The 24,751-nt window shown below is 61.3% G+C and carries 22 protein-coding genes; 15 read left to right on the plus strand and 7 right to left on the minus strand.

Features of this window, described 5'->3' with window-relative positions:
• Positions 1-68: 68 nt before the first annotated feature.
• Positions 69-491 carry a DoxX family protein gene (locus NBG89_RS02090; RefSeq protein ID WP_431321508.1) on the minus strand — a complete coding sequence of 141 codons (423 nt, stop codon included), beginning with the start codon at positions 489-491 and terminating at the stop codon, positions 69-71.
• Positions 492-706: 215 nt separating this feature from the next.
• Between NBG89_RS02090 and NBG89_RS02095 the strand changes: the two genes are divergently transcribed.
• Positions 707-1,417: a glutathione binding-like protein gene (locus tag NBG89_RS02095; protein WP_431321509.1), complete on the plus strand. Its 711-nt coding sequence runs from the start codon at positions 707-709 to the stop codon at positions 1,415-1,417.
• 66 nt (positions 1,418-1,483) lie between these two features.
• On the opposite strand, the gene NBG89_RS02100 is transcribed toward NBG89_RS02095, so the two are convergent.
• From NBG89_RS02100 to groES, 3 genes are all read right to left on the minus strand, one after another.
• Positions 1,484-1,930, minus strand: a complete 447-nt coding sequence (locus NBG89_RS02100; RefSeq protein WP_189637243.1) for a hypothetical protein — start codon at positions 1,928-1,930, stop codon at positions 1,484-1,486.
• A 708-nt stretch (positions 1,931-2,638) separates the two neighbouring features.
• The gene (gene groL, locus NBG89_RS02105) at positions 2,639-4,279 is read right to left on the minus strand and encodes a chaperonin GroEL (protein ID WP_088705065.1); all 1,641 of its coding nucleotides are present in this window, start codon (positions 4,277-4,279) and stop codon (positions 2,639-2,641) included.
• Between the two features lie 73 nt (positions 4,280-4,352).
• Positions 4,353-4,649, minus strand: a complete 297-nt coding sequence (gene groES / locus NBG89_RS02110; protein ID WP_007530391.1) for a co-chaperone GroES — start codon at positions 4,647-4,649, stop codon at positions 4,353-4,355.
• A 326-nt stretch (positions 4,650-4,975) separates the two neighbouring features.
• Here groES and chrA point away from each other — a divergent pair, with 326 nt between their 5' ends.
• From chrA to NBG89_RS02135, 5 genes are all read left to right on the plus strand, one after another.
• Positions 4,976-6,388: a chromate efflux transporter gene (chrA, locus tag NBG89_RS02115; protein ID WP_431321510.1), complete on the plus strand. Its 1,413-nt coding sequence runs from the start codon at positions 4,976-4,978 to the stop codon at positions 6,386-6,388.
• A gap of 103 nt (positions 6,389-6,491) precedes the next feature.
• Positions 6,492-7,340, plus strand: coding sequence for a TIGR01459 family HAD-type hydrolase (locus NBG89_RS02120; RefSeq protein WP_431321511.1), 849 nt, complete (start codon positions 6,492-6,494; stop codon positions 7,338-7,340).
• A gap of 27 nt (positions 7,341-7,367) precedes the next feature.
• On the plus strand, positions 7,368-8,351 hold the full coding sequence (locus NBG89_RS02125) for a bifunctional riboflavin kinase/FAD synthetase (RefSeq protein ID WP_431321512.1): 984 nt from the start codon (positions 7,368-7,370) through the stop codon (positions 8,349-8,351).
• Positions 8,352-8,620: 269 nt separating this feature from the next.
• On the plus strand, positions 8,621-11,596 hold the full coding sequence (gene ileS, locus NBG89_RS02130) for an isoleucine--tRNA ligase (protein ID WP_431321513.1): 2,976 nt from the start codon (positions 8,621-8,623) through the stop codon (positions 11,594-11,596).
• Positions 11,597-11,729: 133 nt separating this feature from the next.
• On the plus strand, positions 11,730-12,356 hold the full coding sequence (locus tag NBG89_RS02135) for a hypothetical protein (RefSeq protein ID WP_431321514.1): 627 nt from the start codon (positions 11,730-11,732) through the stop codon (positions 12,354-12,356).
• 110 nt (positions 12,357-12,466) lie between these two features.
• Here NBG89_RS02135 and NBG89_RS02140 read toward each other — a convergent pair whose 3' ends face one another.
• Positions 12,467-12,904, minus strand: a complete 438-nt coding sequence (locus NBG89_RS02140; RefSeq protein WP_431322756.1) for a nucleoside deaminase — start codon at positions 12,902-12,904, stop codon at positions 12,467-12,469.
• Between the two features lie 90 nt (positions 12,905-12,994).
• On the opposite strand from NBG89_RS02140, the gene NBG89_RS02145 reads away from it, so the two are divergent.
• The 3 genes from NBG89_RS02145 to NBG89_RS02155 are packed head-to-tail and all read left to right on the plus strand — an operon-like array spanning position 12,995 to position 16,357.
• Entirely contained in the window at positions 12,995-14,896 is a 1,902-nt protein-coding gene (locus NBG89_RS02145; RefSeq protein ID WP_431321515.1) for a pseudouridine synthase, read from the plus strand.
• On the plus strand, positions 14,877-15,437 hold the full coding sequence (gene rsmD / locus NBG89_RS02150; RefSeq protein WP_431321516.1) for a 16S rRNA (guanine(966)-N(2))-methyltransferase RsmD: 561 nt from the start codon (positions 14,877-14,879) through the stop codon (positions 15,435-15,437). The genes NBG89_RS02145 and rsmD overlap by 20 nt, the downstream gene beginning before the upstream one ends.
• 23 nt (positions 15,438-15,460) lie before the next feature.
• Positions 15,461-16,357, plus strand: a complete 897-nt coding sequence (locus NBG89_RS02155; protein ID WP_431321517.1) for a patatin-like phospholipase family protein — start codon at positions 15,461-15,463, stop codon at positions 16,355-16,357.
• A 316-nt stretch (positions 16,358-16,673) separates the two neighbouring features.
• Here the strand turns inward: NBG89_RS02155 and NBG89_RS02160 are convergent, their stop codons facing one another.
• Both NBG89_RS02160 and NBG89_RS02165 read right to left on the minus strand, forming a co-directional pair.
• On the minus strand, positions 16,674-16,877 hold the full coding sequence (locus tag NBG89_RS02160; RefSeq protein ID WP_431321518.1) for a hypothetical protein: 204 nt from the start codon (positions 16,875-16,877) through the stop codon (positions 16,674-16,676).
• Between the two features lie 106 nt (positions 16,878-16,983).
• Complete coding sequence (locus NBG89_RS02165; protein WP_431321519.1) at positions 16,984-18,792, minus strand: monovalent cation:proton antiporter-2 (CPA2) family protein; 1,809 nt, start codon at positions 18,790-18,792, stop codon at positions 16,984-16,986.
• A gap of 118 nt (positions 18,793-18,910) precedes the next feature.
• On the opposite strand from NBG89_RS02165, the gene NBG89_RS02170 reads away from it, so the two are divergent.
• The 6 genes from NBG89_RS02170 to lpxK all read left to right on the plus strand — a co-directional run bounded on the left by NBG89_RS02170 (position 18,911) and on the right by lpxK (position 24,748).
• On the plus strand, positions 18,911-20,257 hold the full coding sequence (locus NBG89_RS02170; RefSeq protein ID WP_431321520.1) for a TldD/PmbA family protein: 1,347 nt from the start codon (positions 18,911-18,913) through the stop codon (positions 20,255-20,257).
• 17 nt (positions 20,258-20,274) lie between these two features.
• Entirely contained in the window at positions 20,275-21,084 is an 810-nt protein-coding gene (locus NBG89_RS02175; protein ID WP_431321521.1) for a 3'(2'),5'-bisphosphate nucleotidase CysQ, read from the plus strand.
• 61 nt (positions 21,085-21,145) lie between these two features.
• On the plus strand, positions 21,146-21,391 hold the full coding sequence (locus NBG89_RS02180) for a DUF4170 domain-containing protein (RefSeq protein WP_088705076.1): 246 nt from the start codon (positions 21,146-21,148) through the stop codon (positions 21,389-21,391).
• A 148-nt stretch (positions 21,392-21,539) separates the two neighbouring features.
• Positions 21,540-22,859 (plus strand): lipid IV(A) 3-deoxy-D-manno-octulosonic acid transferase, encoded by a 1,320-nt coding sequence (gene waaA / locus NBG89_RS02185; RefSeq protein ID WP_431321522.1) that lies wholly within the window; start codon positions 21,540-21,542, stop codon positions 22,857-22,859.
• 14 nt (positions 22,860-22,873) lie between these two features.
• Positions 22,874-23,587: an HAD family hydrolase gene (locus tag NBG89_RS02190; protein WP_431321523.1), complete on the plus strand. Its 714-nt coding sequence runs from the start codon at positions 22,874-22,876 to the stop codon at positions 23,585-23,587.
• A 105-nt stretch (positions 23,588-23,692) separates the two neighbouring features.
• Entirely contained in the window at positions 23,693-24,748 is a 1,056-nt protein-coding gene (gene lpxK / locus NBG89_RS02195; protein ID WP_431321524.1) for a tetraacyldisaccharide 4'-kinase, read from the plus strand.
• Positions 24,749-24,751: the final 3 nt, after the last annotated feature.

The raw sequence follows: 24,751 nt of genomic DNA on the forward strand, positions 1-24,751 counted from the left end.
AATCGCATGAAAAAACCCGCCGTCTCGTGAACGGCGGGTTTTTCATGCCTGGGAGGATGCCTGATCGCTTAGGCGGCTGCGTAGGCGCGGCGACGTGCGTCGAGCGAGTAGACGCCCGGGCCGTAGGTGGCGAGCAGGATGTAGGCGCCGGCCAGCGTGATGTTCTTCATGACCATGATCTGGTTCAGGATGTTAACCAGTTCCGTGCCGCTGGCGTAGGGCAGGTGGAAGAGAACGGCGGTGAACACACAGAAGCCAGCCAGCAGCCAGCCGACGATCTTCGTCTGGAAGCCAACGAGAACGGCAAGGCCGGTCAGCAGTTCGAAGGCGCCTGCGAGATAGGCGAGGGCGGTCGCTGCCGGAAGGCCAGCGCCGGCGATCATGCCGGCAGTGCCAGCCGCATCGGCGAGCTTGCCGAAGCCTGCCAGGATGAACATGAAGGAGAGTAGGATGCGGGCGCCAAGAATGATGAGGTTGTTGGTATTCGACATGGGACGTTGTCTCCGTTTGAATGACGTCTGAGGTCGTTGTGCCCCCGGCACGCTATCAACCTCGATGCCACTTTGTCGCCTTTTTTTGCCGTAGTGGAAAGATAGACGGAAGGGGACACTTTGTTCTCTAATATTGAACGACAGATAGTGAGTAGGCAGCCTTGCCATCGGCGTTGGCCCTCTTCTATGTTCGGCCACCCAAGATGGAGACCCCAATGGCAGATCTTTCCGCTTTTCCAATCACGACGCGCTGGCCAGCAGCGAACCCGGACATTATCCAGCTTTACTCGTTGCCGACGCCGAACGGCGTGAAGATATCGATCGCGCTCGAGGAACTCGGCTTGCCCTATGAGCCGCATCTGATTTCGTTCAGCACCAATGACCAGAAATCTCCGGAATTCGTGTCGCTCAATCCGAACGGTCGTATTCCAGCGATCATCGATCCCAATGGTCCGGACGGAAAGCCGATCGGCCTTTTCGAATCCGGTGCCATCCTGCTCTATCTCGCCGAGAAGACCGGCAAGCTCATTCCGTCAGACGCGGCCGGGCGCTACGAGACGATCCAGTGGGTCTTCTTCCAGATGGCCGGAATCGGGCCGATGTTCGGGCAGTTCGGGCATTTCTACAAGTTCGCGGCCGACAAGGTCACCAACAACTCCTACCCGATGGAGCGCTACCGCGACGAATGCAAGCGGCTGCTCAGTGTGCTGGAAGCACGGCTGCAGGGCCGGCAGTGGTTCATGGGTGATCTCTACACCATCGCCGATATCGCCACGTTCCCGTGGCTCCGGGGCGCCGATATCTTCTACGGCGGCCGAGAGGTGCTGGACTATAAGAGCTTCCCGGCTGTCATGGACTGGCTTGAGCGTTGCATCGCCCGGCCGGCATCCGGAAAAGGCCTGAGCATACCTGCGCGACCTGAGTAAAGCCGAAGCAAGATAGCGACAAAGGCCGGTCCCACAGGGGCCGGCTTTTTTGTCTCGTGGACGCTGCTATTGGCGGCGCGCAAACTCGTTGCCGACATTGGTCTTGAAACGCGGAAAGACGAAAACGCCAAGCATGCTGCCGTGGTAGGCATCGTCATGCCCGTTCGACTCGCCCATGCAGAACAACGGCTGACGGAAGCCATTCGACATTATGATCGTCGTCGAGAAGCAGAAGGACGACGAAAGCGTAGCGGCCTGCTCGAAGAGTTCCAGGATGTGTGCGTGATCCTTGGGGTCATAACAGCGCATGAGGCTGAGAAGCCCACATTCCCGGGCCGGCAGCCCGTGCAGCAGGGCGCTCGATTCCTTGAGGTGGATCACGCCGCTGGAAAAGTCTGCGACCCAGGTTTCCGAAATGGAAAACTGCGCCAGCATTTCAGGATCGTGATTGCTGATATCCAGTGAGCCCGGCATGAGCGGTGCCGCGGCGTTGGTTTTCGCGATTTTGAACAAATTTTTCCCCAGCTTAGGTACAGCTTCCCCCGCTGCACGTCCGGCAAAAATGAGCAGGTTCAAGCTGCACCGCGCTTCATGCACGGGCACCTGCGAAATGGGGTCTGGATTGCCGGTTCTTCTAACGGAACCGTTTCCAATTTCGCCGAAAGCTTACACAACTTATGATGTATCGTCGGGAGGGGCTCTTCCCGAGTTCGGTCTCGCGCTCTCGTGGTCGGGATCGTTGTCGGTCGCGACCGTCGGCCGATGAAACGCGCGCCGAATGCAGCGCGGATTTATAGGCACTTTTATGCAAACGGCAATCGGCTTTTTGCATGCCGCTGGTCTCTACTGTGAGTGGAAAGGGAGCTTGAGGCGGTGTAAAGATCTAAAAGAAAGCCAAAAGACTGCAATTTTTGAGGGTGTAAACGGTTTCAGTTGCCGTCGATGCAGTCAAATCTGCATGAAATTGCATCGAAATGGAAAACAGCCTCGGGACGAAAAAATGCAAACCCGCAAGCCTTGCGAAAGCCTCGCCAAACGCGAGCCACGCTCAGATATCTGCTTAAACGTTTCAGCTAACAATTGAAAAACACGCTCGACCGCGATCCCGCGAATCAGAGTCGAAACGAAAAGGGCGGTCCGAAGACCGCCCTTCCTGTTCCCGGAAAACCGGAGATAGATCGGTGAAGCTTTATGGACGCTTCAGCGATAGGCTTTCGCCTATCACATCATGTCCATCCCGCCCATGCCGCCCATGCCGCCTGGCATACCAGCCGGAGCGTCCTTCTTCGGCAGCTCGGCAATCATGGCTTCGGTGGTGATCAGCAGCGAAGCAACCGAAGCTGCGTCCTGCAGAGCCGTGCGAACAACCTTGACCGGGTCGACGATACCCATGGCGATCATGTCGCCATATTCGCCGGTCTGGGCGTTGTAACCGAAGTTGTCCTGGCCCTTTTCGAGGATCTTGCCGACAACGATCGAAGCTTCATCACCAGCGTTCTCGGCGATCTGACGGGCCGGAGCCTGCAGAGCGCGGCGAACGATGTTGATGCCGGCTTCCTGGTCGTCGTTCTCGCCCTTGACCGAGATCTTGGCGGAGGAACGCAGGAGGGCAACGCCGCCGCCCGGTACGATACCTTCCTGAACAGCAGCGCGCGTCGCGTTGAGCGCGTCGTCGATGCGGTCCTTCTTTTCCTTCACTTCGACTTCCGTCGAGCCGCCGACGCGGATGACGGCAACGCCACCAGCGAGCTTAGCAAGGCGCTCCTGCAGCTTTTCGCGGTCGTAGTCGGAGGTGGTTTCTTCGATCTGGGCCTTGATCTGGGCAACGCGGCCTTCGATGTCGGACTTGGCGCCCGAACCGTCGACGATCGTCGTGTTTTCCTTGGAGATCGAAACCTTCTTGGCGCGACCGAGCATGTCGAGCGTGACCGACTCGAGCTTGATGCCGAGGTCTTCGGAGATGACCGTGCCGCCCGTTAGGATCGCGATATCTTCGAGCATGGCCTTGCGGCGGTCGCCGAAGCCCGGAGCCTTGACAGCAGCGATCTTCAGGCCGCCGCGCAGCTTGTTGACGACGAGCGTAGCAAGAGCTTCGCCTTCGACGTCTTCAGCGATGATGAGGAGCGGCTTGCCGGTCTGAACGACAGCTTCGAGAACCGGGAGCATAGCCTGGAGGTTCGAGAGCTTCTTCTCGTGCAGGAGGATGAAGGCGTCTTCGAGGTCAGCAATCATCTTTTCCGGGTTGGTGACGAAGTAGGGGCTGAGGTAGCCGCGGTCGAACTGCATGCCTTCGACGACTTCGAGTTCGGTTTCAGCGGTCTTGGCTTCTTCGACGGTGATAACGCCTTCGTTGCCGACCTTCTGCATTGCTTCAGCAATGTCGAGACCGATCTGCTTTTCGCCGTTTGCGGAGATCGTGCCGACCTGGGCAACTTCTTCCGAGGTGTTGATCTTCTTGGCCTTGGCCTGGAGATCCTTGACGACTTCGCTAACAGCGAGGTCGATACCGCGCTTCAGGTCCATCGGGTTCATGCCGGCAGCAACTGCCTTGGCGCCTTCGCGAACGATTGCCTGAGCGAGAACCGTTGCGGTCGTCGTGCCGTCGCCGGCGATGTCGTTGGTCTTCGAAGCAACTTCGCGGACCATCTGGGCGCCCATGTTTTCGAACTTGTCTTCCAGTTCGATTTCCTTGGCGACCGAAACGCCGTCCTTGGTGATACGCGGAGCGCCGAAGGACTTGTCGATGATGACGTTACGACCCTTCGGGCCGAGCGTTACCTTCACTGCGTCAGCGAGAATGTCGACGCCACGCAGCATCTTTTCGCGCGCGGTGCGGCCAAACTTGATTTCTTTAGCTGCCATGATTGAAACTCCTGAATTCGAGTTGTCCGGGCTTTAGGCCCGTAGCTAAAATCGGAAAGGGGAAAACGGCTGATTAGCCGATGATGCCCATGATGTCGGCTTCCTTCATGATCAGAAGGTCTTCGCCGTTGATCTTGACTTCGGTGCCGGACCACTTGCCGAACAGAACGCGATCGCCAGCCTTGACGTCGAGAGCGACGACCTTGCCGGACTCGTCACGAGCGCCGGAACCGACGGCGACGATTTCGCCTTCCTGCGGCTTTTCCTTGGCGGTGTCTGGAATGATGATGCCGCCCTTGGTTTTTTCTTCGGACTCAACGCGGCGAACGACGACGCGATCGTGAAGGGGGCGGAAATTGGTGGTTGCCATTGTCTAATCCCTCGATCAAATGACACTCGCGGGCCGAAAACGGCCCGCACGGATGGGTGTTAGCACTCCTCATTGGTGAGTGCTAGCGAGGCAGCATTTAGGAGTGGCCTATCGGGGAGTCAAGAACGGCCGCAATTTTTCTTTGCCGTCCTCGCAAACAACCTTAACAGCACATCCTTGTCGGAAATGCGATAGGCTGCGCGGTGATCGAGCTTTCCGTGAGCTTCTATCTCTGAAAAAGCTAAGTGCAGCCCTTTGGCGCGCCAGGATTGTCGTAAAGGCGTGCCGATGATATCGAGCGCTTTGGGGCGAGAGGGGCGGCAACCGTGAACGAGGCGATCGCGGCAGAGGATAGCGTGGCGGTACCGACGCTGCGACAGGCAGCGCGCGTCTGGGCGCGGATTGGCTGTCTGAACTTCGGCGACCCAACCGGCCAAATCGCTCTCATGCATAGGACCATCGTCGACGAGAAGCGCTGGATCTCCGAAGAGCGCTTTCTGCATGCACTAAATTTCTGCATGCTGCTACCAGGGCCCGAGGCCCAGCAACTAGCCACCTACATGGGCTGGCTGATGCACGGCATACGCGGTGGCCTTGTTGCCGGCCTGCTGTTCATATTGCCAGGCTTCCTTGCCATCCTGGCGCTGTCGAGCCTCTACGCCGTCTTTCAGGAAGCGGCCTGGCTTCCCGCGCTTTTCTTCGGTGCGAAGGCTGCGGTCCTGGCAATCGTTATCGAGGCATTGCTCCGGGTGGTGCGCCGAGCGTTGAAGGAACGATTTCATTATTATGTGGCCGGAGCGTCGTTCCTGGCTCTCTTCCTTCTGAACCTGTCGTTTCCCCTGGTTATCATCCTGGCCGGAGCAGCAGGACTGCTATGGATGAAGCGTCGCCAGAGCCGGTTGGCAGCCCCAGCCTTGCCGCGAACCTCTCCGCACAGGCGTTTTCCGGCGGTAACGACGCATGCGATCGCAAAGCCGCTTGTAGTGCTCGTGCTCTGGATCCTCGTCTGGCAGTCACCGCTCTTTTTCATTCGTGGCCTCGACGCGCCTACGGATCTGATCGCCGAAACGCTGAGCGGCGAAACCAACGTCTTCGGTGCGATCTTCGTCTTCTTCTCCAAGATGGCCGTCATTGCCTTCGGAGGCGCTTACGCCGTCCTGACCTATGTCGCGCAAGTTGCCGTCGGTCACTACGCCTGGCTTCAGCCCGGTGAGATGCTCGACGGACTGGCACTTGCTGAGACGACGCCGGGGCCGCTCGTCCTTGTCCTCTGCTTTGTCGGTTTTCTCGCTGGCTACCGCAACCCCGTTGCCATGGCGCCGCTGGCCGGTGGCGTTCTCGGCGCCTTCCTCGCCGCATGGGCAACGTTCGTGCCGAGCTTCGTCTGGATCTTCGCCGGGGCTGCCTACATCGAGAGGCTGCGGAACAATGAGAACCTCTCGGCCGCCCTTTCGGCGATTACAGCGGCCGTGGTCGGCGTCATTCTCAATCTTGCACTCTGGTTCGGCCTGCATGTGCTTTTTTCCGAGATCGGCCGCGTCGCGTTCCTTTCCGGCAAGACCGGGCTGCCGATCGTCTGCGTCGCCTGGCCACAGTGGTGGACGCTCGATCTCGCGGCGCTTGGGATCTTCGTGCTGGCGTCCGTCCTGCTCTTTCGCTTCAAGGTCGGCATCCTGACAGTCATCGGCGTGTCCACCGTCGCAGGCCTGTTGGCCAAGGCTGCCGCCGCCGTCCTCTAGTCGATGGGTTCCGGTTTTTTGCAGTTGCTCACTGCAAAATGCCTTGCCATCGCGGCATGCCTTTGCGATGTCAGCCGTGACTTAACGAGATCGGGAAATCGGAATGGCCAAGCGGATCGAGAACTTTGCGGAAATCACCAGCCAGTATGATGCGGTGTTCTGCGATGTCTGGGGTGTCCTGCACAACGGCGTCGATCCCTTCCCGAAGGCGGCGACTGCACTGGAGGCAGCGCGTGCGGAAGGACTGACCGTCGTTCTCATCACCAATTCGCCACGCATCGCTCCGCAAGTTGTGGCGCAGCTTCGCCAGATCGGTATCCAGGACGGCGCCTACGACCGGATCGTCACGTCGGGCGACGTTACGCGAGGCCTGATTGCCGAGGGGCCGAAGAAGGTGTTTCTGCTCGGACCGGATCGCGACCTGGCAATCATCGAGGGGCTTGGCGTGGAACGCGTCGATGCCAGGGATGCGGACTCCGTCGTCTGCACCGGCTTTTTCGACGACGAAACTGAGACTCCGGAAGACTACACCGAGATGCTGAAGGCGTTCCAGGCGCGCGGTGTGTCGATGATCTGCGCCAACCCTGATCTGGTTGTCGAGCGCGGCCACAAGATCATTCCCTGCGCCGGTGCGATGGCGGCTTACTACAATCAGCTCGGTGGACAAACGCGCATTGCCGGCAAGCCACACAAGCCGATCTACGACGCCGTATTGTCCGTTGCCCGCGAGGCGCATGGCGAGTTTCCGAAGAGCCGCGTCCTCGCGATCGGGGACGGGATGCCGACCGATGTGCGCGGCGCTCTCGATTATGGCCTCGACCTCCTCTATATCAGCGGCGGCATCCATGCGAAGGAATACACGCTGAATGGAGAGACCGATGAGGCGATCCTCACGGCCTACCTAGAGCGCGAAAAAGCGACCCCGAAGTGGTGGATGCCCCGTCTCGCATAAAGAGCCCCGCACAAGAAAAGCCAGCCGATGACCGTTTTTCACCGCAACGAAACCCGCGAACCCTTGCCGGACCACCTGCGTGGTGGTGTGATTGCTATTGGCAACTTCGACGGCGTGCATCGCGGGCATCAGTCCGTGCTGAACCGGGCCCTGGAGATATCGCGGCAGCGTGGCATTCCGGCACTGGTCCTGACCTTCGAGCCACATCCGCGCACTGTCTTCCGTCCCGATCAGCCGGTCTTTCGTTTGACGCCCGCACCGCTCAAGGCGCGTATCCTCGAGGCGATCGGCTTCAATGCGGTCATCGAATATCCCTTCGACAGGGAGTTTTCGCAGCGCTCCGCCGATGATTTCATCCATTCGATCCTCAAGGATTGGCTCAGCGCATCCGAGGTCGTGACGGGGTTCAACTTTCATTTTGGGCGTGGCCGGGAAGGCGGTCCGGCCTTCCTGATGGATGCCGGTCAAAAATACGGGTTCGGCGTGACGCTGATCGACGCATTTCGCGACGAAAATACCGATGTTGTGTCTTCGAGCCATATTCGCGAACTGCTGAAAGACGGCAACGTCAGCGAGGTGGCCGCAATGCTCGGCTATCACTATACTGTGGAAGCGGAAGTCATTGGCGGCGAGAAGCTTGGTCGCCAACTCGGCTTCCCGACCGCAAACATGCAATTGCCTGCTGAAGCCGATCTGAAGGCCGGCATCTATGCCGTTCGCTTTCGTCTTGCCGATGGCACACTGCATGATGGCGTCGCCAGCTACGGTCGCCGTCCGACGGTCACGGACAATGGTGCGCCGTTGCTCGAGACCTACGTTTTCGATTTCAGCGGCGACCTTTACGGGCAGATCTGTTCCGTTTCCTTCTTCGGCTATCTGCGACCCGAACTGAAGTTCGATGGCCTCGATCCGCTTGTGGAACAGATGAACCGCGACAAGGAAGAGGCAAGGGCACTGCTTGACGGCGTGCGGCCGCTCGGCGAACTCGACCTCAAGATCTGCTTCCACTGAATTCGGGGCGGCGGCGCTTGCCGCGCGCTCATGGGCGTTCGCGCGACGCCATGAAATCCCTCTTCCTTTTCCCTGCAAAAGCGCCTATGAACCGGCGCGATGAACAAGTTCCGGCTGGCGATCACGATACGAATTATCGGCCCGGCCTTCCGCGCGCGCTAAGCGGCCGGAAGGTCCGGGTTTTCGGCGCTTGGACGACGAGCGCCTCCGTCACCAATTTTCAAGCCCGTTGCGCCCGCTTCCGTGGCGCCTAGAGACGATTGCTAGACATGACCGACACAGCCGAAAAACTCGACTACTCGAAGACCCTCTATCTGCCAGAAACGAACTTCCCGATGCGCGCCGGCCTGCCGCAGAAGGAGCCGGAGACCGTTGCCCGCTGGCAGCAGATGGGTCTCTACAAGAAGCTGCGCGCTTCCGCCGCTGGCCGTGAGAAGTTCGTGCTTCACGACGGCCCTCCCTACGCGAACGGCAACATCCATATCGGCCACGCGCTGAACAAGATCCTCAAGGATGTCATCAATCGCTCGTTCCAGATGCGCGGCTACGACGCCAACTACGTCCCCGGCTGGGACTGCCACGGCCTTCCGATCGAATGGAAGATCGAGGAGAAGTACCGTGAGAAGGGCAAGAACAAGGACGAAGTTCCGGTCAACGAATTCCGCCAGGAATGCCGCGACTTTGCTGCTGGCTGGATCAAGGTCCAGTCGGAGGAGTTCAAGCGCCTCGGCATCGAAGGCGACTTCGACAACCCGTACACGACGATGAACTTCCATGCGGAATCGCGCATCGCCGGCGAACTGCTGAAGATCGCCAAGTCAGGCCAGCTCTATCGGGGCTCGAAGCCGATCATGTGGTCAGTCGTCGAGCGCACGGCGCTCGCCGAAGCCGAAGTCGAATACGCTGATGTCGAAAGCGACATGATCTGGGTGAAGTTCCCAGTGGTTAGCGCTTTTGGCCAAAGCGATCAATCGGGCTATGCCAAGTCGATGGATGCTGCATTTGATGCAGCCAAAGAAAAACTGAAGGCGCTCGTCGGTTCATCAGTTGTGATCTGGACGACGACACCATGGACGATTCCCGGTAACCGCGCCATCGCCTATTCCTCGCGCTATGGCTATGGCCTCTACGAGGTTGCGACGGCGGAGAATGATTTCGGCCCGCAGCCGGGCGAGAAGTTGATTTTTGCCAAGCGGCTGGCTGAGGAATCTGCGGCCAAGGCTAAGCTTACCTTCAACTTCGTCAGTGATGTATCTGCGGAAGAGCTCTCAGCCATCACCTGCGCGCACCCCCTGCACGGGCTCGGCGGTGGCTACGATTTCCATGTGCCGCTCCTCGACGGCGACCATGTCACCGACGAGACGGGCACCGGTTTCGTTCACACCGCGCCGAGCCACGGCCGGGAAGACTTTGATGCCTGGATGGCCAACGTCCGTTTGCTGGAAGAGCGCCACATCTCGTCGGCGATCCCGTTCCCGGTCGACGACGCTGGTTTCTTCACGGCTGACGCTCCCGGCTTCGGCCCGGATGCCGAGGGCGGTGCTGCTCGCGTCATCGACGACAAGGGCAAGAAGGGTGATGCCAACGAGCGCGTCATCAAGGCGCTGATCGGTCGCCATGCGCTGTTTGCACGCGGCCGCCTCAAGCACTCCTATCCGCACTCCTGGCGTTCGAAGAAGCCGGTCATCTTCCGTAACACGCCGCAGTGGTTCGTCTACATGGACAAGGAACTCGGCGATGGCACGACACTGCGCTCGCGCGCCCTGAACGCAATCGACGCAACCCGCTTCGTACCCGCGGCCGGTCAGAACCGCCTGCGCGCCATGATCGAACAGCGCCCGGATTGGGTCCTGTCGCGTCAGCGCGCCTGGGGCGTGCCGATCTGCCTCTTCGTCGATGATGACGGCGGTATCCTGCAGGACGATGCCGTGAACGCGCGCATCCTGGAAGCCTTTGAGAACGAGGGCGCCGATGCCTGGTTCGCGGATGGTGCACGTGAGCGCTTCCTGGGCGAGAAGGCAAATGAGCCCTGGACGCAGGTCATGGACATCCTCGACGTCTGGTTCGACTCGGGCTCGACGCACACCTTCACGCTCGAAGATCGCCCGGATCTGAAATGGCCGGCCGACCTTTATCTTGAAGGGTCCGACCAGCACCGCGGCTGGTTCCATTCGTCGCTGCTGGAATCCGCCGCAACCCGTGGCCGGGCGCCCTATGATGCTGTTCTCACCCATGGCTTCACCATGGACGAGAAAGGCGAGAAGATGTCGAAGTCGAAAGGCAACGTGACATCTCCGCAGGAAATCATGAAGGACGCAGGCGCAGATATCCTGCGCCTTTGGGTGATGACGTCCGACTACGCCGAGGATCTGCGTGTCGGCAAGACGATCATCCAGACGAACATCGATGCCTATCGCAAGCTCCGTAACACGATCCGCTGGATGCTCGGCACGCTGGCGCACGACAAGGGCGAAGTCATCGCGCTTGCCGATCTGCCGGAGCTCGAGCAACTGATGCTGCACCGCCTGGTCGAGCTTGAGCAACTCGTCCGCGAAAGCTACGACGCCTTCGACTTCAAGAAGATCGCTCGCGCACTGATCGATTTCGCCAACGTCGAGCTCTCGGCCTTCTACTTCGACGTCCGCAAGGATGCACTCTACTGCGATGCGCCGTCGAGCCTGCGCCGTCGCTCGGCCCTTCATGTCATCCGCAACATCTTCGAATGCATGGTTACATGGCTGGCGCCGATGCTGCCGTTCACGACGGAAGAGGCATGGCTGTCGCGCAATCCTTCGGCGGTTTCGGTTCACCTCGAGCAGTTCCCGACCATTCCGGCGGACTGGAAGAACGAGGCATTGGCCGAGAAGTGGAAGAAGATCCGCTCGGTCCGCACGGTCGTCACGGGCGCACTGGAAATCGAGCGTAAGGACAAGCGCATCGGCTCCTCGCTGGAGGCTGCCCCCGTCGTTCACGTCGCCGATGCGGAGCTTCTGAACGCGCTGGAGGGCCAGGACTTCGAGGAGATCTGCATCACCTCTGGCATCGTCATCGACGGCACGGAAGGGCCGGCCGATGCGTTCCGTCTGCCGGAGGTGTCAGGTGTCAGCGTCGAGCCGAAACTGGCCGAAGGCACCAAATGCGCCCGCTCCTGGCGGATCACGACGGATGTCGGTTCTGACACCGAGTATCCCGACGTCTCGGCCCGCGATGCGGCTGCGTTGCGCGAACTAGCGGTGCAAAACTGAAGAATATTACCGGGTGAATTGCACAATCGCGGTTCATCCGGTAAAAGCTGCCTGAAAATGGCCGGATTTTTGCGTCAGGGGGACGAGTGTCCGGTAGGGCGATGATTGCACCGGCATGGCTGGAAGGGTTTTCATGTTATCAACACGTTGGATCCGTGTGGGCGTCTGCCTGACTGTTGCTATGGCAGGCGGCGCGATGATCACCGGCTGCATGGGGAGCCCGCGCTACGGTACCGACAAGACCGCGATGGAACAGTTGACCGACGACCTTGGTCAGTCCGTTTCATTGACCGGCGACGGGCCGAAGAACAAGGGCGTCAAATACAGCGCCCGCCCAGGCCTCGTTCTGCCGCAGGCAGCTGACAAGGAGAACCTCGTCGAGCCGCAGCAGAGCATCGCCAGCAAGGAAAATCCGCAGTGGATCGAATCCCCGGAAGAGACCCGCGCACGCCTAGTCAAGGAAGCTGACGAAAACAGCGACAACCCGAATTACCGCTCGCCGCTCGCAAGCGACAAGGTTGAAGGTGGCCGGCAAACGACCGAAGCCCAGACCAAGGCCTATCGCGAGGCTCGCGCCATCCAGAAGGGCTCCTATACCGATCGCCGCTACATCTCGGATCCGCCAACCGAATACCGCCAGGTCGACGATCCGGCCAAGCTGGACGATCTCGGCGAGCCGGAGCTGAAGAAGGCGAAGAAGAAGAAGAAGGAAGCTGCGATTGCCGGTACCGGCAATCAGTGGTGGAACCTCCTCCAGTAAAGTTTCAAGCGGGGCATCAGCCCCGCTTTGCTTTTGACCACTTGTCAACCAGCATCCTGCCGGCAAGGCTAGTGCCGACGGCGCGAGGATCGCGCCCGGTACGAGCAATGTTACGGCATATCCCGTTTCTGCGCGAAGAACGTTCGAAGGATGTCGGCGGATGTCGTCTCCTGCAAACCGGAATACACCTCCGGGGCGTGATGGCAGGTGGGCTGCCTGTAGAAGCGCACGCCATTGTCGACGGCGCCACCCTTCGGGTCTTCCGCACCGTAGTAGAGCCGGCGAATGCGCGCGAAAGAAATGGCGGCCGCGCACATGGTACAGGGTTCCAGCGTCACATAGAGGTCGGCGCCGGTCAGCCGTTCCTGGCCAAGCGCCTCGCAGGCCATTCGAATGGCGGCGACTTCAGCGTGAGCTGTGACATCGTTGAGCTCGCGGGTGCGGTTGCCGGATGCCGCGACCACGGCCCCGTCAATCACCAGAACCGCTCCGATCGGCACCTCGCCGCGCTCTCCGGCGGCGCGGGCCTGGTCGAGCGCCAGCTCCATAAATTGATTTGTCTTCACGATCCGACAATTTCCACTTAACCGCAGGGGCGCGACCTGATAGGAAGGCCCCAAAAGGCAGGCAAACAACAAATGACATTCAAAGACAAGCCAAAACGGCCAGGCGGCAAGCCATCTCCGCGCGATGCCGGCCCGAAATCCGGCGGGAAGCCGGCAAAGGCGCTCGTCAAGACCGAGGCGAGCAGCGTTGCCGAAGGTGACGCCAAGGCCGAGCGCATCTCGAAAGTGATGGCGCGCGCCGGCGTCGCATCGCGTCGCGATATCGAGCGCATGATCATGGACGGCCGCGTCAAGCTGAACGGCAAGCTCCTCGAGACCCCCGTCGTCAACGTGACGCTGACGGATAAGATCGAAGTGGACGGCGTTCCGATCCGCGGTATCGAACGGACCAGGCTCTGGCTTTACCACAAGCCCGCCGGCCTTGTGACGACGAACGTGGATCCGGAAGGACGCCCCACGGTATTCGACAATCTGCCGGATGACCTGCCGCGCGTCATGTCGATCGGCCGCCTCGATATCAACACCGAGGGCCTGCTGCTTTTGACCAACGATGGTGGCCTTGCGCGTGCGCTGGAACTGCCGACGACAGGCTGGCTGCGCCGTTACCGCGTGCGTGCCCACGGCGAGATCGATCAGGAGGCGCTCGACAAGCTCAAGGATGGCATCGCCGTCGATGGCGTCCTCTATGGCGCGATCGAAGCGACCCTTGACCGTACACAGGGCTCGAACGTCTGGCTCACCATGGGCCTGCGCGAAGGCAAGAACCGCGAAATCAAGAACGTGCTGGGTGCGCTCGGTCTCGACGTCAATCGTCTGATCCGCATCTCCTACGGCCCGTTCCAGCTCGGCGATCTGCCGGAGCGGGATGTGGTCGAAGTGCGCGGCCGCACCTTGCGCGACCAGCTCGGCCCTCGCCTGATCGAGGACGCGAAGGCCAATTTCGACGCGCCGATCTACAACTCGCCTGCTGTTGCTGCCGAAGAAGAACCCGAAACGAAGCCGGAGCGCCGCGAGCGCCCCCGCAAGCCGGAAGACAAGCGCGAGCGTGCGCTGAGCCGCCTCGACACCAAGCCTGACGATCGCCGCGATGGTGGCCGCAATGACGATGATCGTCCGAAGCGCCCCGCGCTCGGCAGCCGCCGTAACGCCAACGTTTGGATGGCTCCCGGCGCGCGCCCGCTCGGCGAGAAGGCAGCCGCCAGGGCCGAGAAGAATGCCAAGACGGCGCAGCGCCGTGGCGAAAAGCCCGGCCGCGATAGGCCGCAGGCGGCAAGCTTCGGGGATGACCGCCACCGCGTCCAGATCAACCGAGCCACCGATGAAGAGGGCGAATGGATCCGCTCCAGCGATGTGAGCCGCGACGACGGCGATCGCAAGCGTTCCGGTGATCGTGGTGATCGCGGCCTGCGCGGCGACCGTGGTTTCGGTGACCGCTCGTCGCGTGGCGACAGGTCCTTCGGCGATCGTGGCGACCGCTCCGGCGGCGACCGCACCGCGCGCGGGGAGAGACCCTATGGCGACCGGCCACCGCGCGGCGATCGGCCATTCGGCGACAAGCCCCGTGGTGAGCGCAAGCCACGCGAGGACGGCGACCGTCCCCGTTCCTTCGGCGACCGCCCGGCGCGCGGAGACCGGCCAGCCGGTGACCGTCCATTCGGGGGCAAGCCGCGTGGCGACCGCAGGCCGCGCGAGGACGGTGATGAGCGTCCCCGCGCCAAGCGCTTTTCCGGCGAGGCTCGCTCCGAGCGTCCGGCCGGCGAGCGCTCCTTCGGTGACAAGCCTAGTGGGGGACGTCCCTTCGGCGACAAGCCGCGCGGCAAGAGCTTCGGCGGCGGTAAGCCCGGTGGCGGCAAGTCTTTCTCCGGCAAGCCGAAGGGCGACAGGCCGGGGGGCAGTGGCAAGCCTTCGGGCGGGCCGTCGCGGGGTGGACCAAAAGGAAAAGGAATAGGACGCAGTGCGGATCGTCGGCGGTGAGTTTCGCGGACGGCCGCTCGCCGTACCAAAGTCAAACGACATCCGGCCGACTGCCGACCGGACGCGTGAGAGCCTGTTCAACATTCTGAGCCATGCCTATCCGGAATGCGTCGACGGCACCCGGATACTGGATCTCTTTGCCGGCACGGGCGCCGTTGGCCTCGAAGCCGTCTCGCGCGGTTGCCGCCATGCGCTGTTCGTCGAAAACAGCGTCGAAGGCAGGGGCCTGCTCTGGGAAAACATCGATGTGCTCGGCCTGCATGGCAGGACGCGTATCCTGAGGCGCGATGCGACCGATCTCGGCAGTGTCGGCAATCTCGAGCCGTTTCAGATGCTGTTTGCCGACCCGCCCTACGGCAAGGGACTTGGCGAAAAGGCAATGGCCGCCGCAGCCAAGGGTGGCTGGCTGCAACCGGGCGCGATTGCAGTCCTGGAAGAACGCGCGGACGTTGCCGTTTCGGTCGACCCTTCCTATCTTTTCCTCGAAAGCCGGATATTCGGCGATACCAAGGTTCATTTCTTCCGCTATCAACCCGAATAGGGTTGCGGAAATCGGGGGCAGCGGTGCAGCAGGCAGAGAAGATCGAAACCGAGTTGCCTGCCCCGACCGACGCCTCTGGCCGTTCGACACCCACAGTTGCGGTTGCCTTCGGCGGTGGCGGCGCGCGTGGCCTGTCTCACATCCACGTCATCGAAACGCTGGATGAACTCGGCATTCGCCCCGTGGCAATCGCTGGCTCCTCGATCGGCTCCATCATGGGCGCGGGCATGGCGGCTGGAATGACCGGCGAAGCCATCCGCGAGCATGTCATGATGACGGTCGGCAACAAGGCTGCTGTTGTCAGTCGCCTCTGGGGCCTGCGCCCGCAGACGGTGCGCGATGCGGTTGCCAACGGCGTGCGCATCGGACAGTTCAATCTCGAGCGTATCCTGAAAGCTTTCCTTCCCGCCGATCTTCCGGATCGCTTCGAGGATCTGCTGGTGCCAATGACGGTGACGGCCACCGATTATTACGGCCAGTGCGAAGTGCTGACGAGCCACGGTGCGTTGTTCCCGGCGCTGGCCGCTTCCTCGGCAATCCCTGCGGTCTTCATGCCGGTGCGGCTGCACGGACGGGTGATGATCGATGGCGGCATCAGCAATCCCGTGCCTTACGAATGCCTGATGGACCGCGCCGACATCGTCATCGGCATCGATGTCGTCGGTGCCCCGGAAGGCGATGGCACCCATATTCCGAACCGGATGGAGAGCATCTTCGGCTCCGGGCAGCTGATGATGCAGACCGCCATTTCCCTGAAGCTGCGCCTGCAGGCACCGCACATCTTCCTGCGCCCCCCAGTTGGGCGCATCGGCGTGATGGACTTCCTGAAGGCTCGCCAAGTCCTGTCCATGTCGGTCGGCATCAAGGACGAACTGAAATACGCGCTCGATCGGGAGATCGAAGCGCGGATCGCCTCTTAGAGGCTTTGCCCAAGACTAGTAGCCGTTAATACCGCTGCCACGAACCGGGCCAATCCCTGCAGGGGTTGCGTAGGTGGTATTCCCTGCGCCCGAGCCGGTGGTTGCACATCCGGAAAGGGTAAGGGCAATGGCCGCGACGGCCAGAAGACAGCGTAGAGGCATAGCATTGTCCTAACATCGAAGACTGCGCGGGCCTCAGAGGCCAGAGCCGGATACTCCCTCAAATCAACGGCAATGGCAACGAGCGGATGTAACCATTCGGGGGCCTCAACGCGAGCGGTGCCGGCAGGTAGGGCACTCGGAGTCGGCGGCACGCCTATAGAATATGCCAGCTCACAAGGAATGGGTGAATTCCTGAAGGAAGGGCGCCGATGGTGGCTAGCGTAGCGAGCAGGATCTGGTAGGTTTCTAGCCTCAGCCGTTTTTCGAGGATGACTGCCTCACCTTTCCAGAAAAGGCGCCCATCGTCGCCGACTTCCAGATGCTCCATGTCATCCCAACTGATACTATGTCGTCTCATCGTTCCTCCAATCTGACGCGACCCTTTGCTGCAACCAGTCTCACCGCAGGACCGCTTGCCAGGATCATCGCATTTAGCCTTTCAACAATTTGCGCTATCGAAGGCTCTAAGCGTCGGCCGTCACCTCTGCCGTGCCGGCCAGCGGGTCCTCGTCGAAGCTCGCGGCGCGCTTTGGCTTCATGAGGGGCTCCGGTTTCACCGGCTGGGAGAACAGCATGTCGCGGCCGGCCTGCAGTCCTTCCGTGACCTGCAGCACCAGGCGCGCTTCATCGCGCTTGCGGATATCCTCGCCGATCTCATAGGCCTCCGCCTCGCCGACACCCAATGCCTCGAGCGTTCGCCGGCCGAACAGCAGACCGGATTCCAGCGTCTCGCGCAGTTCATAGTCGACGTTGAGATTGCGGAGCGCGATTGAGTGAATGCGGTCGTAGGAGCGCACGAAGAGCTTGGCATCCGGATAGTCCGCCTGCACCAGCTCGACGATCTTGTCGGTAATCTCGCGCTTCTGGGTGCAGACGACGACGATCTTGGCGCGGTCGATGCCGGCGGCTCGCAACACGTCCTTGCGGGTGCCGTCGCCGAAGTAGATCCGGAAACCGAAGGAGGAAGCCTGCCGGATGCGATCCGCCGAAAAGTCGATGACGGTTACGGCACGCCCGCCGGCGAGCAGGATCTGGGCGGCAATCTGCCCGAAACGCGAGAAGCCGACCATCAGCACATCCGCGCCGGCGCCTTCGAAATCTTCGTCCAGCTGTTCCTCCTCTTTGCCGGAGAGGAGACGCTTGGCCAGCATGGTTCCGATCGGGGTGAGCGCCATCGAAAGGGTGACAATGGCGATCAGCAACGAGGCGGTGCTTGTCGGCATCAGTCCGGCAATACCGGCGGCGGTAAACAGGACGAAGCCGAACTCGCCGCCCTGCGGCAGCAGGAAAGCGATCCTGATAGCGTCGTCATGCGGCGATCCTGTTGCGCGGCAGAGAATGTAGATCACCAGTGCCTTCGCGGCCATGATCACGGGCACGGCAACGATGATGAAAAGAGCGTTGTCTCTGAGCACTTCCAGCTCGATTGAAAGGCCGACCGCGATGAAGAAGATAGCGAGCAGCACGCCGCGGAAGGGCTCGATATCGGCTTCCAGTTCGTGGCGATAGGAGGACTCGGCAAGCATCACGCCGGAAAGGAACGCGCCCATCGCCATCGACAGTCCGGCAAGTTGCATCAGGCTCGCCGACCCCATCACCACGAAGAGGGCGGCGGCAATCATCGCCTCGCGGGCACCGGTGCGGGCGATGATCTGGAAGAGCGGCGTGAGCAGATAGCGCCCCATGACGATCATCGCGGCGACCGCCGCAATGGCGACCGCGAAGTCCAGCATAGGCGTCCCGCTGCCCTTGCCGCCGTCGAGAATGCTGATGAGGGCAAGCAGCGGTACGATCGCAAGATCCTGGAACAGCAGCATCGAGAAGGAGCGCTGTCCGTAGCGAGTGTTCACATCGCCTTCGTCTTCGAGGATCTGCATCGCAAATGCGGTCGAGGAGAGAGCAAGGCCGAAACCCGCGACGATGCTGCCGCGCCAGTCCAGAACCCCGGAAAGATAGGTCAGTAGTGTGAGCACAAGACCGGTCGCCACCACCTGCGCGGTTCCGAGCCCGAAAATGTCGCGCCGCATCTGCCAGAGGCGCGAAGGCTTCAGCTCAAGCCCGATGATGAAGAGGAGGAAGACGACGCCGAGTTCGGCAACGTCCAGGATCTGCTCGCCATCCGTCAATCCGTGAAAGATCGGGCCGATGACGACGCCGGCGGCCAGATAGCCGAGCACCGTTCCGAGCCCAAGGCGCTTGAAAATCGGCGCCGAAACCACGGCGCCACCGAGCAGCAGGATCGTCTCGGTGAAAAGAGTGTTGGGCTCTGACATCAGGCGAGTTTCTTTCAATGCGCGGAGGCACGCAAGCGGCCGGCAAAAGAATCGGCGCACACGGCCTTGATGCTTTTCGTAGCGCACAATAAATGGAACGCGAAGGAAAGGCCAAATCATGTCCTCAGAAATCGACTCCTCGACGCTTCTTTCCCGCGCAAGCCAACTGATCGCCCTGGCAAAGAAGGCTGGTGCCGACGCAGCGGACGCTGTGGTCGTGCGCTCGCGCTCGCAAGCGGTCAGCGTGCGCCTCGGCAAGGTCGAGGGCACGGAATCCTCGGAAAGCGATGATTTCTCGCTGCGCGTCTTCATCGGCAAGCGCGTTGCCAGCGTCTCCGCAAATCCAGGCTTCGATCTTTCGGCTCTGGCCGAGCGGGCTGTGGCGATGGCAAAGGTGTCGCCGGAAGATCCGTTCGCTTGCCTGGCGGACGAGGACCGGCTTGCGAAGTCCTATCCGGATCTTGAGCTTCTCGATACGACCGAGGTTACCTCCGACCAGCTTCGCGAAGCCGCACTCGAGGCGGAAGCCGCGGCTCTCGCGGTCAAGGGCGTGAGCAATTCGTCGGGTGCCGGGGCTTCGGCCGGTATGGGTGGCCTTGTGCTTGTGACCTCACACGGTTTCGAAGGCAGCTACATGGCCTCGCGCTTCGGCCGATCCGTCAGCGTCATCGCCGGCGAAGGCACGGCCATGGAGCGCGACTACGATTTCGACAGCCGCCTCTATTTCGGCGAGCTTGATGATGCCGCGGAGATCGGCCGCAGGGCAGGTGAGCGCACGGTCAAGCGCATCAACCCGCGTCAGGTGGAGACGGGCAAGGACATCACCGTCGTTTTTGATCCTCGCGTTGCTCGCGGCTTCGTCGGCCACATTGCCGGGGCCATCAACGGCGCCTCGGTTGCGCGCAAGACAAGCTTTCTGCGCGACAAGATGGGTCAGCAGGTCTTGAAATCGGGGCTTTCGATCTCGGACGATCCGCTGATCGTCCGCGGCCCGTCGTCGCGCCCCTTCGATGGCGAGGGCGTATCCGGTGAGCGGCTGCTGATGATCGAGGACGGTATCCTCAAGCATTGGTTCCTCTCCACCTCGACGGCCCGCGAGATCGGCATGGAAACCAACGGCCGCGGCGTGCGCGGCGGCAATTCAGTGACGCCATCCGCGACGAACCTCGCGCTGGAGCCGGGCGACATCTCGCCGGAGGACCTGATCCGCAGCGTCGGCAACGGTTTCTATGTGACCGAGCTGATCGGCCAGGGCGTCAACATGATCACCGGCGAGTATAGCCGCGGTGCGACCGGCTTCTGGATCGAGAATGGCGAACTGACCTTTGCCGTCTCCGAAGTGACGATCGCTTCGAACCTCAAGGACATGTTCATGCGGGTCACGCCTGCAAACGACATCGACCGCAAGTTCGGTGTCGCCGCTCCGACGCTTGCGATCGAAGGAATGACGCTCGCCGGGCGCTGATAGATTGGATTGCCGAAATGACCGACATGGACACAGCCGTCTGGCGGAGCGATCTGGAACTGATCGCGGATGCTGCCAGGCAAGCCGGCGATGTTGCACTCGGTTATTTCAACCAGTCGCCTGAAGTCTGGTGGAAGAACGAGGGACGGTCGCCCGTCAGCGCCGCCGATTTCGCAGCCAACCGGAAGCTTGAATCTATCCTGCGTGCCGCCCGGCCGGATTATGGCTGGCTCTCCGAAGAGACCGAAGACGACGGCGATCGGCTTTCACGAGACACGCTGTTCATCATCGACCCGATCGATGGCACGCGAGCATTCCTGGCGGGGCTGGAATTGTGGTGCGTCAGTGTTGCGGTCGTCCGCCATGGGCGGCCTGTCGCCGGGGTTCTCTACGCTCCTGCCTTGGAGGAACTTTACGAGGCGGTCGAGGGTGGTGTGGCCTTGAAGAACGGCCAACCGATAACCGTATCGACGACACCGCTTGATGCACCGGGGCGCTTTGCGATCGCCGAGGACGTGCTCAAGGCATTTCCTGATGCGCTCAAGCATCGCATTGAGCGCGTCAGGCACGTGCCGTCCCTTGCCTACCGCATTGCGATGGTTGCCGACGGGCAGATCGACGGCACCTTCATCAAGCACAATTCGCACGATTGGGATCTCGCCGCCGCCGATTTGATACTGGAGCGCGCCGGCGGGCGGCTTGTCGATCTCCAGGGTGACACGCCGCTCTATAACCGCATTAAGGTCAGCCACGACGAACTTTGCGCAGCCGCCGCGCCGCGACTCTCCGATCTACTAACCGGGATTGGCGAACGACGAGGCAGTTGACGTTTTCGTCAAAATCCCTCAGATGAAGCGGCGGAGGAGAACAGAGCAGAAAGAGAAGAAAATGACTGAATCCGGCGACAAAAAGCAGCTCTTGCATCTCGTATTCGGCGGCGAACTGGAAAGCTTGGACGATGTTCAGTTCAGGGACCTCAAGGACCTCGATATCGTCGGCATTTTTCCGGACTATGCCACTGCACTGACGGCTTGGAAGGCAAAGGCGCAGTCGACTGTGGATAATGCGCATATGCGCTATTTCATCGTCCACATGCACCGTCTGCTGGACCCGGAAAGCAAGTCCGCGCAGTAACCCTCCCGCGGTCGCGGTTCATCGGAGCCGCGAACCGACCGACTGCCGGACGCATTCTGGACAAACTGATCGGTCATTGCAGGCCGCAACAATAATTGGGAATTGGGAACGGGTTGATGTCGATCGTTTGTGATCGGAGAATTGGCAGATGAGTGGTCGCATGGCGCGGTTTGCGCTGGGCGCCTACCAGGCAACGGGAACGTTGCTGACCCCTTTTGTCGGCGGCTATCTCGCCTATCGGGCGGCCAAGGGCAAGGAAGACCGCGCGCGCCGTTTGGAGCGCTCAGGCTATGCCAGCGCTGATCGCCCGGCCGGACCACTGGTCTGGTTTCACGCCGCAAGCGTCGGCGAAACGAACGCCGTCATTCCGCTGATCCGCGAAATTCGCCGGCGCGACGTCCATGTCATTCTGACAACAGGAACGATCACGTCCGCCAAACTGGCTGCTGAGCGTATCGGCAGCGAGGCGATCCACCAGTATGTGCCGCTCGACCTGAAGCCAGCCGTCAGCCGCTTCCTCGAATACTGGCAGCCGGACTGCGCGCTGATTGCCGAATCCGAAATCTGGCCTGTGACGCTGATGGAACTCGGTCGCCGCCGCATCCCGCAGATCCTTGTTAACGCACGTATGTCGGACCGCTCTTTCGAGCGATGGAGCCGGCGTCCGGCACTTGCCGAGGCTCTGTTTGAAAACCTTGCGCTCGTTATTGCGCAGTCGGATGTCGACGCAGAGCGTTTCCGCGATCTCGGCGCACGCCACGTCATGATGTCGGGCAATCTCAAGGTCGATACCGACGCTCCGCCCTATGATGCCGCCGTGTTCGCCGAGTACAAGCAGCAACTCGGTGGCCGCAAGACCTGGGCGGCAATCTCCACCTTCGACGGTGAGGAGAAGGCCGCGGGCATCGTCCATCGGGCGCTGAAGGAACGAAACGGGCAGTTGACGATCATCGTGCCCCGCCATCCCGAACGCTCCGACGAAATTGAAGCCGAGCTTGTCAATCAGGGACTCAAAGTGGCCCGCCGCACGCGTGGCGATGCGCTCACCCCCGATGTCGATGTCTTCCTTGGAGATACGATCGGCGAGATGGGCCTCTACCTGCGCCTGACCGAGGTCGCCTTCGTGGGCCGCTCGCTGTTTGCCGAAGGCGGGCAAAATCCGCTGGAGCCGGCGATGCTGGGTTGCGCGGTCCTGTCGGGCAGCAATGTTCAGAATTTCCGGGAAGCCTATCAGAAGCTGGCACGGCGAGGCAGCGCGCGCATGGTCCGCGATACTGAGATGCTCGCCAAGGGCGTCCACTATTTGCTCACCAACGACGGCGCACGCCGCACCATGATCGAGGCCGGGATCGGCGCCGTGCAAGAAATGCGTGGCGCGTTGACGGCGACGGTGAAGGGTTTGGAGCCCTACATCAATCCGCTGACGGTGAAGGCCAGGCTGCTGCCGAAGGCGGCGGTGCAGCGCTGAGGAGCAGGGCGGATATGAAGGCGATCAAGGGGATACTCTTCGACAAGGACGGGACGCTTCTCGACTATGACGAGAGCTGGCTGCCGGTGAACCGCGAACTGGCGCGCATCGCGTCGGCAGGTGATCCCGAACTTGCGAACCTGCTGCTTCTGGCTTGCGGCATGGATCCGGTCACCGGCCATATCGTTCCCGACAGTTTACTTGCGGCCGGCAACACCCGCCAGATTTCGGAAGGGCTGATCGCGGCCGGCTCGAAGCTTGACGTGATCGAGCTGACGACCAAGCTGGACGATCTCTTTTCGCACGCCGCCGAGTTTTCCGTTGCGGTCACCGATCTTTCCGCTTTTTTTGGTCGCCTGCATGGCCGCGGCTTTCGTCTCGGCGTTGCCTCGAGCGACAACGAGCGCTCGATCAAGCAGACGGCCCAGCGCTTTGGCTTTGCGCCCTTCATCGACTACGTGGCCGGTTACGACAGCGGCTTCGGCACGAAGCCGGAACCCGGAATGGTGCTTGGCTTCTGTGCGGCGACGGGCCTTGACCCCTCTGAAGTCGCTGTGGTCGGCGATAACAACCACGATCTGCATATGGGCCGCAACGCCAAGGTTGGCGTCACCGTGGCCGTTCTCACCGGCACGGGATCGCGGGAATCGCTCGCCGCCGCATCGGATTACTGCCTGAACGACATTACAGAGCTCGAGGGGCTGTTGCCCCACCTCCAGCTTGCCTGATTGACCAAGGCTTGCTTTTTCTTGAAAATTACCCTTTCTTTTCGCCCGGTCGAGGACATAGCCCGTCAGCATGATGCTCGGGGTCCGAAAGGCGGGACGGGGAAAATGGTATCCGAAGCGCCACCCTTCTGGTGGTCGAAAGCCGATTGGCGTGCCTGGGCGCTCTATCCGATTTCCTTCCTTTACGGACGTGTCGCCGGCTACCGTATGGCCAACGCCAAGCGCGCCTCGGTGCCCGTGCCTGTTATCTGTGTCGGCAATTTCACGGTCGGGGGTGCCGGCAAGACGCCGACGGCGCTGACCATCGCTCGCGCGGCAAAGGCGAAGGGGCTGAAGCCGGGCTTCCTGAGCCGCGGCTATGGCGGCTCCCTCGACGTCACAACGGTTGTCGATCCGGCTCATCACCGTGCCCTTGCTGTCGGCGACGAGCCTTTGCTTCTCGCCCGAGAAGCGCTGACCGTGATCTCGCGCCGCCGTGTCGAAGGGGCTCAGCGTCTCGTGAAGGAAGGCGCGGATCTCATTATCATGGACGACGGATTTCAGAGCGCGCGGCTGGCGATTGACTATGCATTGCTGGTCATCGATGCCACGCGCGGCTTGGGCAACGGCCATATCGTTCCGGGCGGCCCCGTGCGCGCACCCATTCGCCAGCAGCTACGCTACGCCACGGCGCTCCTGAAGGTTGGTGGGGGCGAGGCCGCCGACAACATCGTTCGGATCGCCGCGCGCGCGGCCAAGCCCTATTTCACAGCCTCGCTGAAAGTGTGCGACAGCGCCGAACTTTCTGGCCGCAACGTGCTGGCCTTTGCGGGCATTGCCGATCCGTCGAAATTCTTTCGCACGGTCGAATCCGTCGGCGCGCAAATCGCTGCTCGCCGCTCGTTTGGTGATCACGAGCATCTGACCGATGACGAGATCGACGACATCCTCTCAACCGCAGAGCGGGACGGCCTTCAGATTGTCACGACGTCCAAGGATTTCGTCCGCCTCGCCGGCCATCATGGCAAGGCCGAGGAACTTGCAGCGAAATGCCGGGTGATCGAGGTGGAGATGGCCTTTGCGGACGCAATGGCGCCGGGGTTGATCATCGACCGCGCGATCAATGCTTGCCGCGAGCGGCGTTTGAAGGAAGGGCGGAAGGCCCTAAGCGGAGATCTTTAGGCG

The sequence above is a fragment of the Rhizobium sp. YTU87027 genome (genome assembly GCF_050644135.1).
Lineage (GTDB): Bacteria > Pseudomonadota > Alphaproteobacteria > Rhizobiales > Rhizobiaceae > Rhizobium.

Bases quoted from the DNA above. Each gene is read 5' to 3' on its own strand.
- NBG89_RS02165 (WP_431321519.1), bottom strand. From the start codon at position 18,792: ATGTCAGAGCCCAACACTCTTTTCACCGAGACGATCCTGCTGCTCGGT.
- groES (WP_007530391.1), bottom strand. From the start codon at position 4,649: ATGGCAACCACCAATTTCCGCCCCCTTCACGATCGCGTCGTCGTTCGC.
- NBG89_RS02170 (WP_431321520.1), top strand. From the start codon at position 18,911: ATGTCCTCAGAAATCGACTCCTCGACGCTTCTTTCCCGCGCAAGCCAA.
- NBG89_RS02175 (WP_431321521.1), top strand. From the start codon at position 20,275: ATGACCGACATGGACACAGCCGTCTGGCGGAGCGATCTGGAACTGATC.
- NBG89_RS02180 (WP_088705076.1), top strand. From the start codon at position 21,146: ATGACTGAATCCGGCGACAAAAAGCAGCTCTTGCATCTCGTATTCGGC.
- groL (WP_088705065.1), bottom strand. From the start codon at position 4,279: ATGGCAGCTAAAGAAATCAAGTTTGGCCGCACCGCGCGCGAAAAGATG.
- NBG89_RS02125 (WP_431321512.1), top strand. From the start codon at position 7,368: ATGACCGTTTTTCACCGCAACGAAACCCGCGAACCCTTGCCGGACCAC.
- NBG89_RS02140 (WP_431322756.1), bottom strand. From the start codon at position 12,904: ATGGAGCTGGCGCTCGACCAGGCCCGCGCCGCCGGAGAGCGCGGCGAG.
- NBG89_RS02120 (WP_431321511.1), top strand. From the start codon at position 6,492: ATGGCCAAGCGGATCGAGAACTTTGCGGAAATCACCAGCCAGTATGAT.
- ileS (WP_431321513.1), top strand. From the start codon at position 8,621: ATGACCGACACAGCCGAAAAACTCGACTACTCGAAGACCCTCTATCTG.
- NBG89_RS02190 (WP_431321523.1), top strand. From the start codon at position 22,874: ATGAAGGCGATCAAGGGGATACTCTTCGACAAGGACGGGACGCTTCTC.
- NBG89_RS02135 (WP_431321514.1), top strand. From the start codon at position 11,730: ATGTTATCAACACGTTGGATCCGTGTGGGCGTCTGCCTGACTGTTGCT.
- waaA (WP_431321522.1), top strand. From the start codon at position 21,540: ATGAGTGGTCGCATGGCGCGGTTTGCGCTGGGCGCCTACCAGGCAACG.
- NBG89_RS02090 (WP_431321508.1), bottom strand. From the start codon at position 491: ATGTCGAATACCAACAACCTCATCATTCTTGGCGCCCGCATCCTACTC.
- lpxK (WP_431321524.1), top strand. From the start codon at position 23,693: ATGGTATCCGAAGCGCCACCCTTCTGGTGGTCGAAAGCCGATTGGCGT.
- NBG89_RS02145 (WP_431321515.1), top strand. From the start codon at position 12,995: ATGACATTCAAAGACAAGCCAAAACGGCCAGGCGGCAAGCCATCTCCG.
- NBG89_RS02160 (WP_431321518.1), bottom strand. From the start codon at position 16,877: ATGAGACGACATAGTATCAGTTGGGATGACATGGAGCATCTGGAAGTC.
- NBG89_RS02095 (WP_431321509.1), top strand. From the start codon at position 707: ATGGCAGATCTTTCCGCTTTTCCAATCACGACGCGCTGGCCAGCAGCG.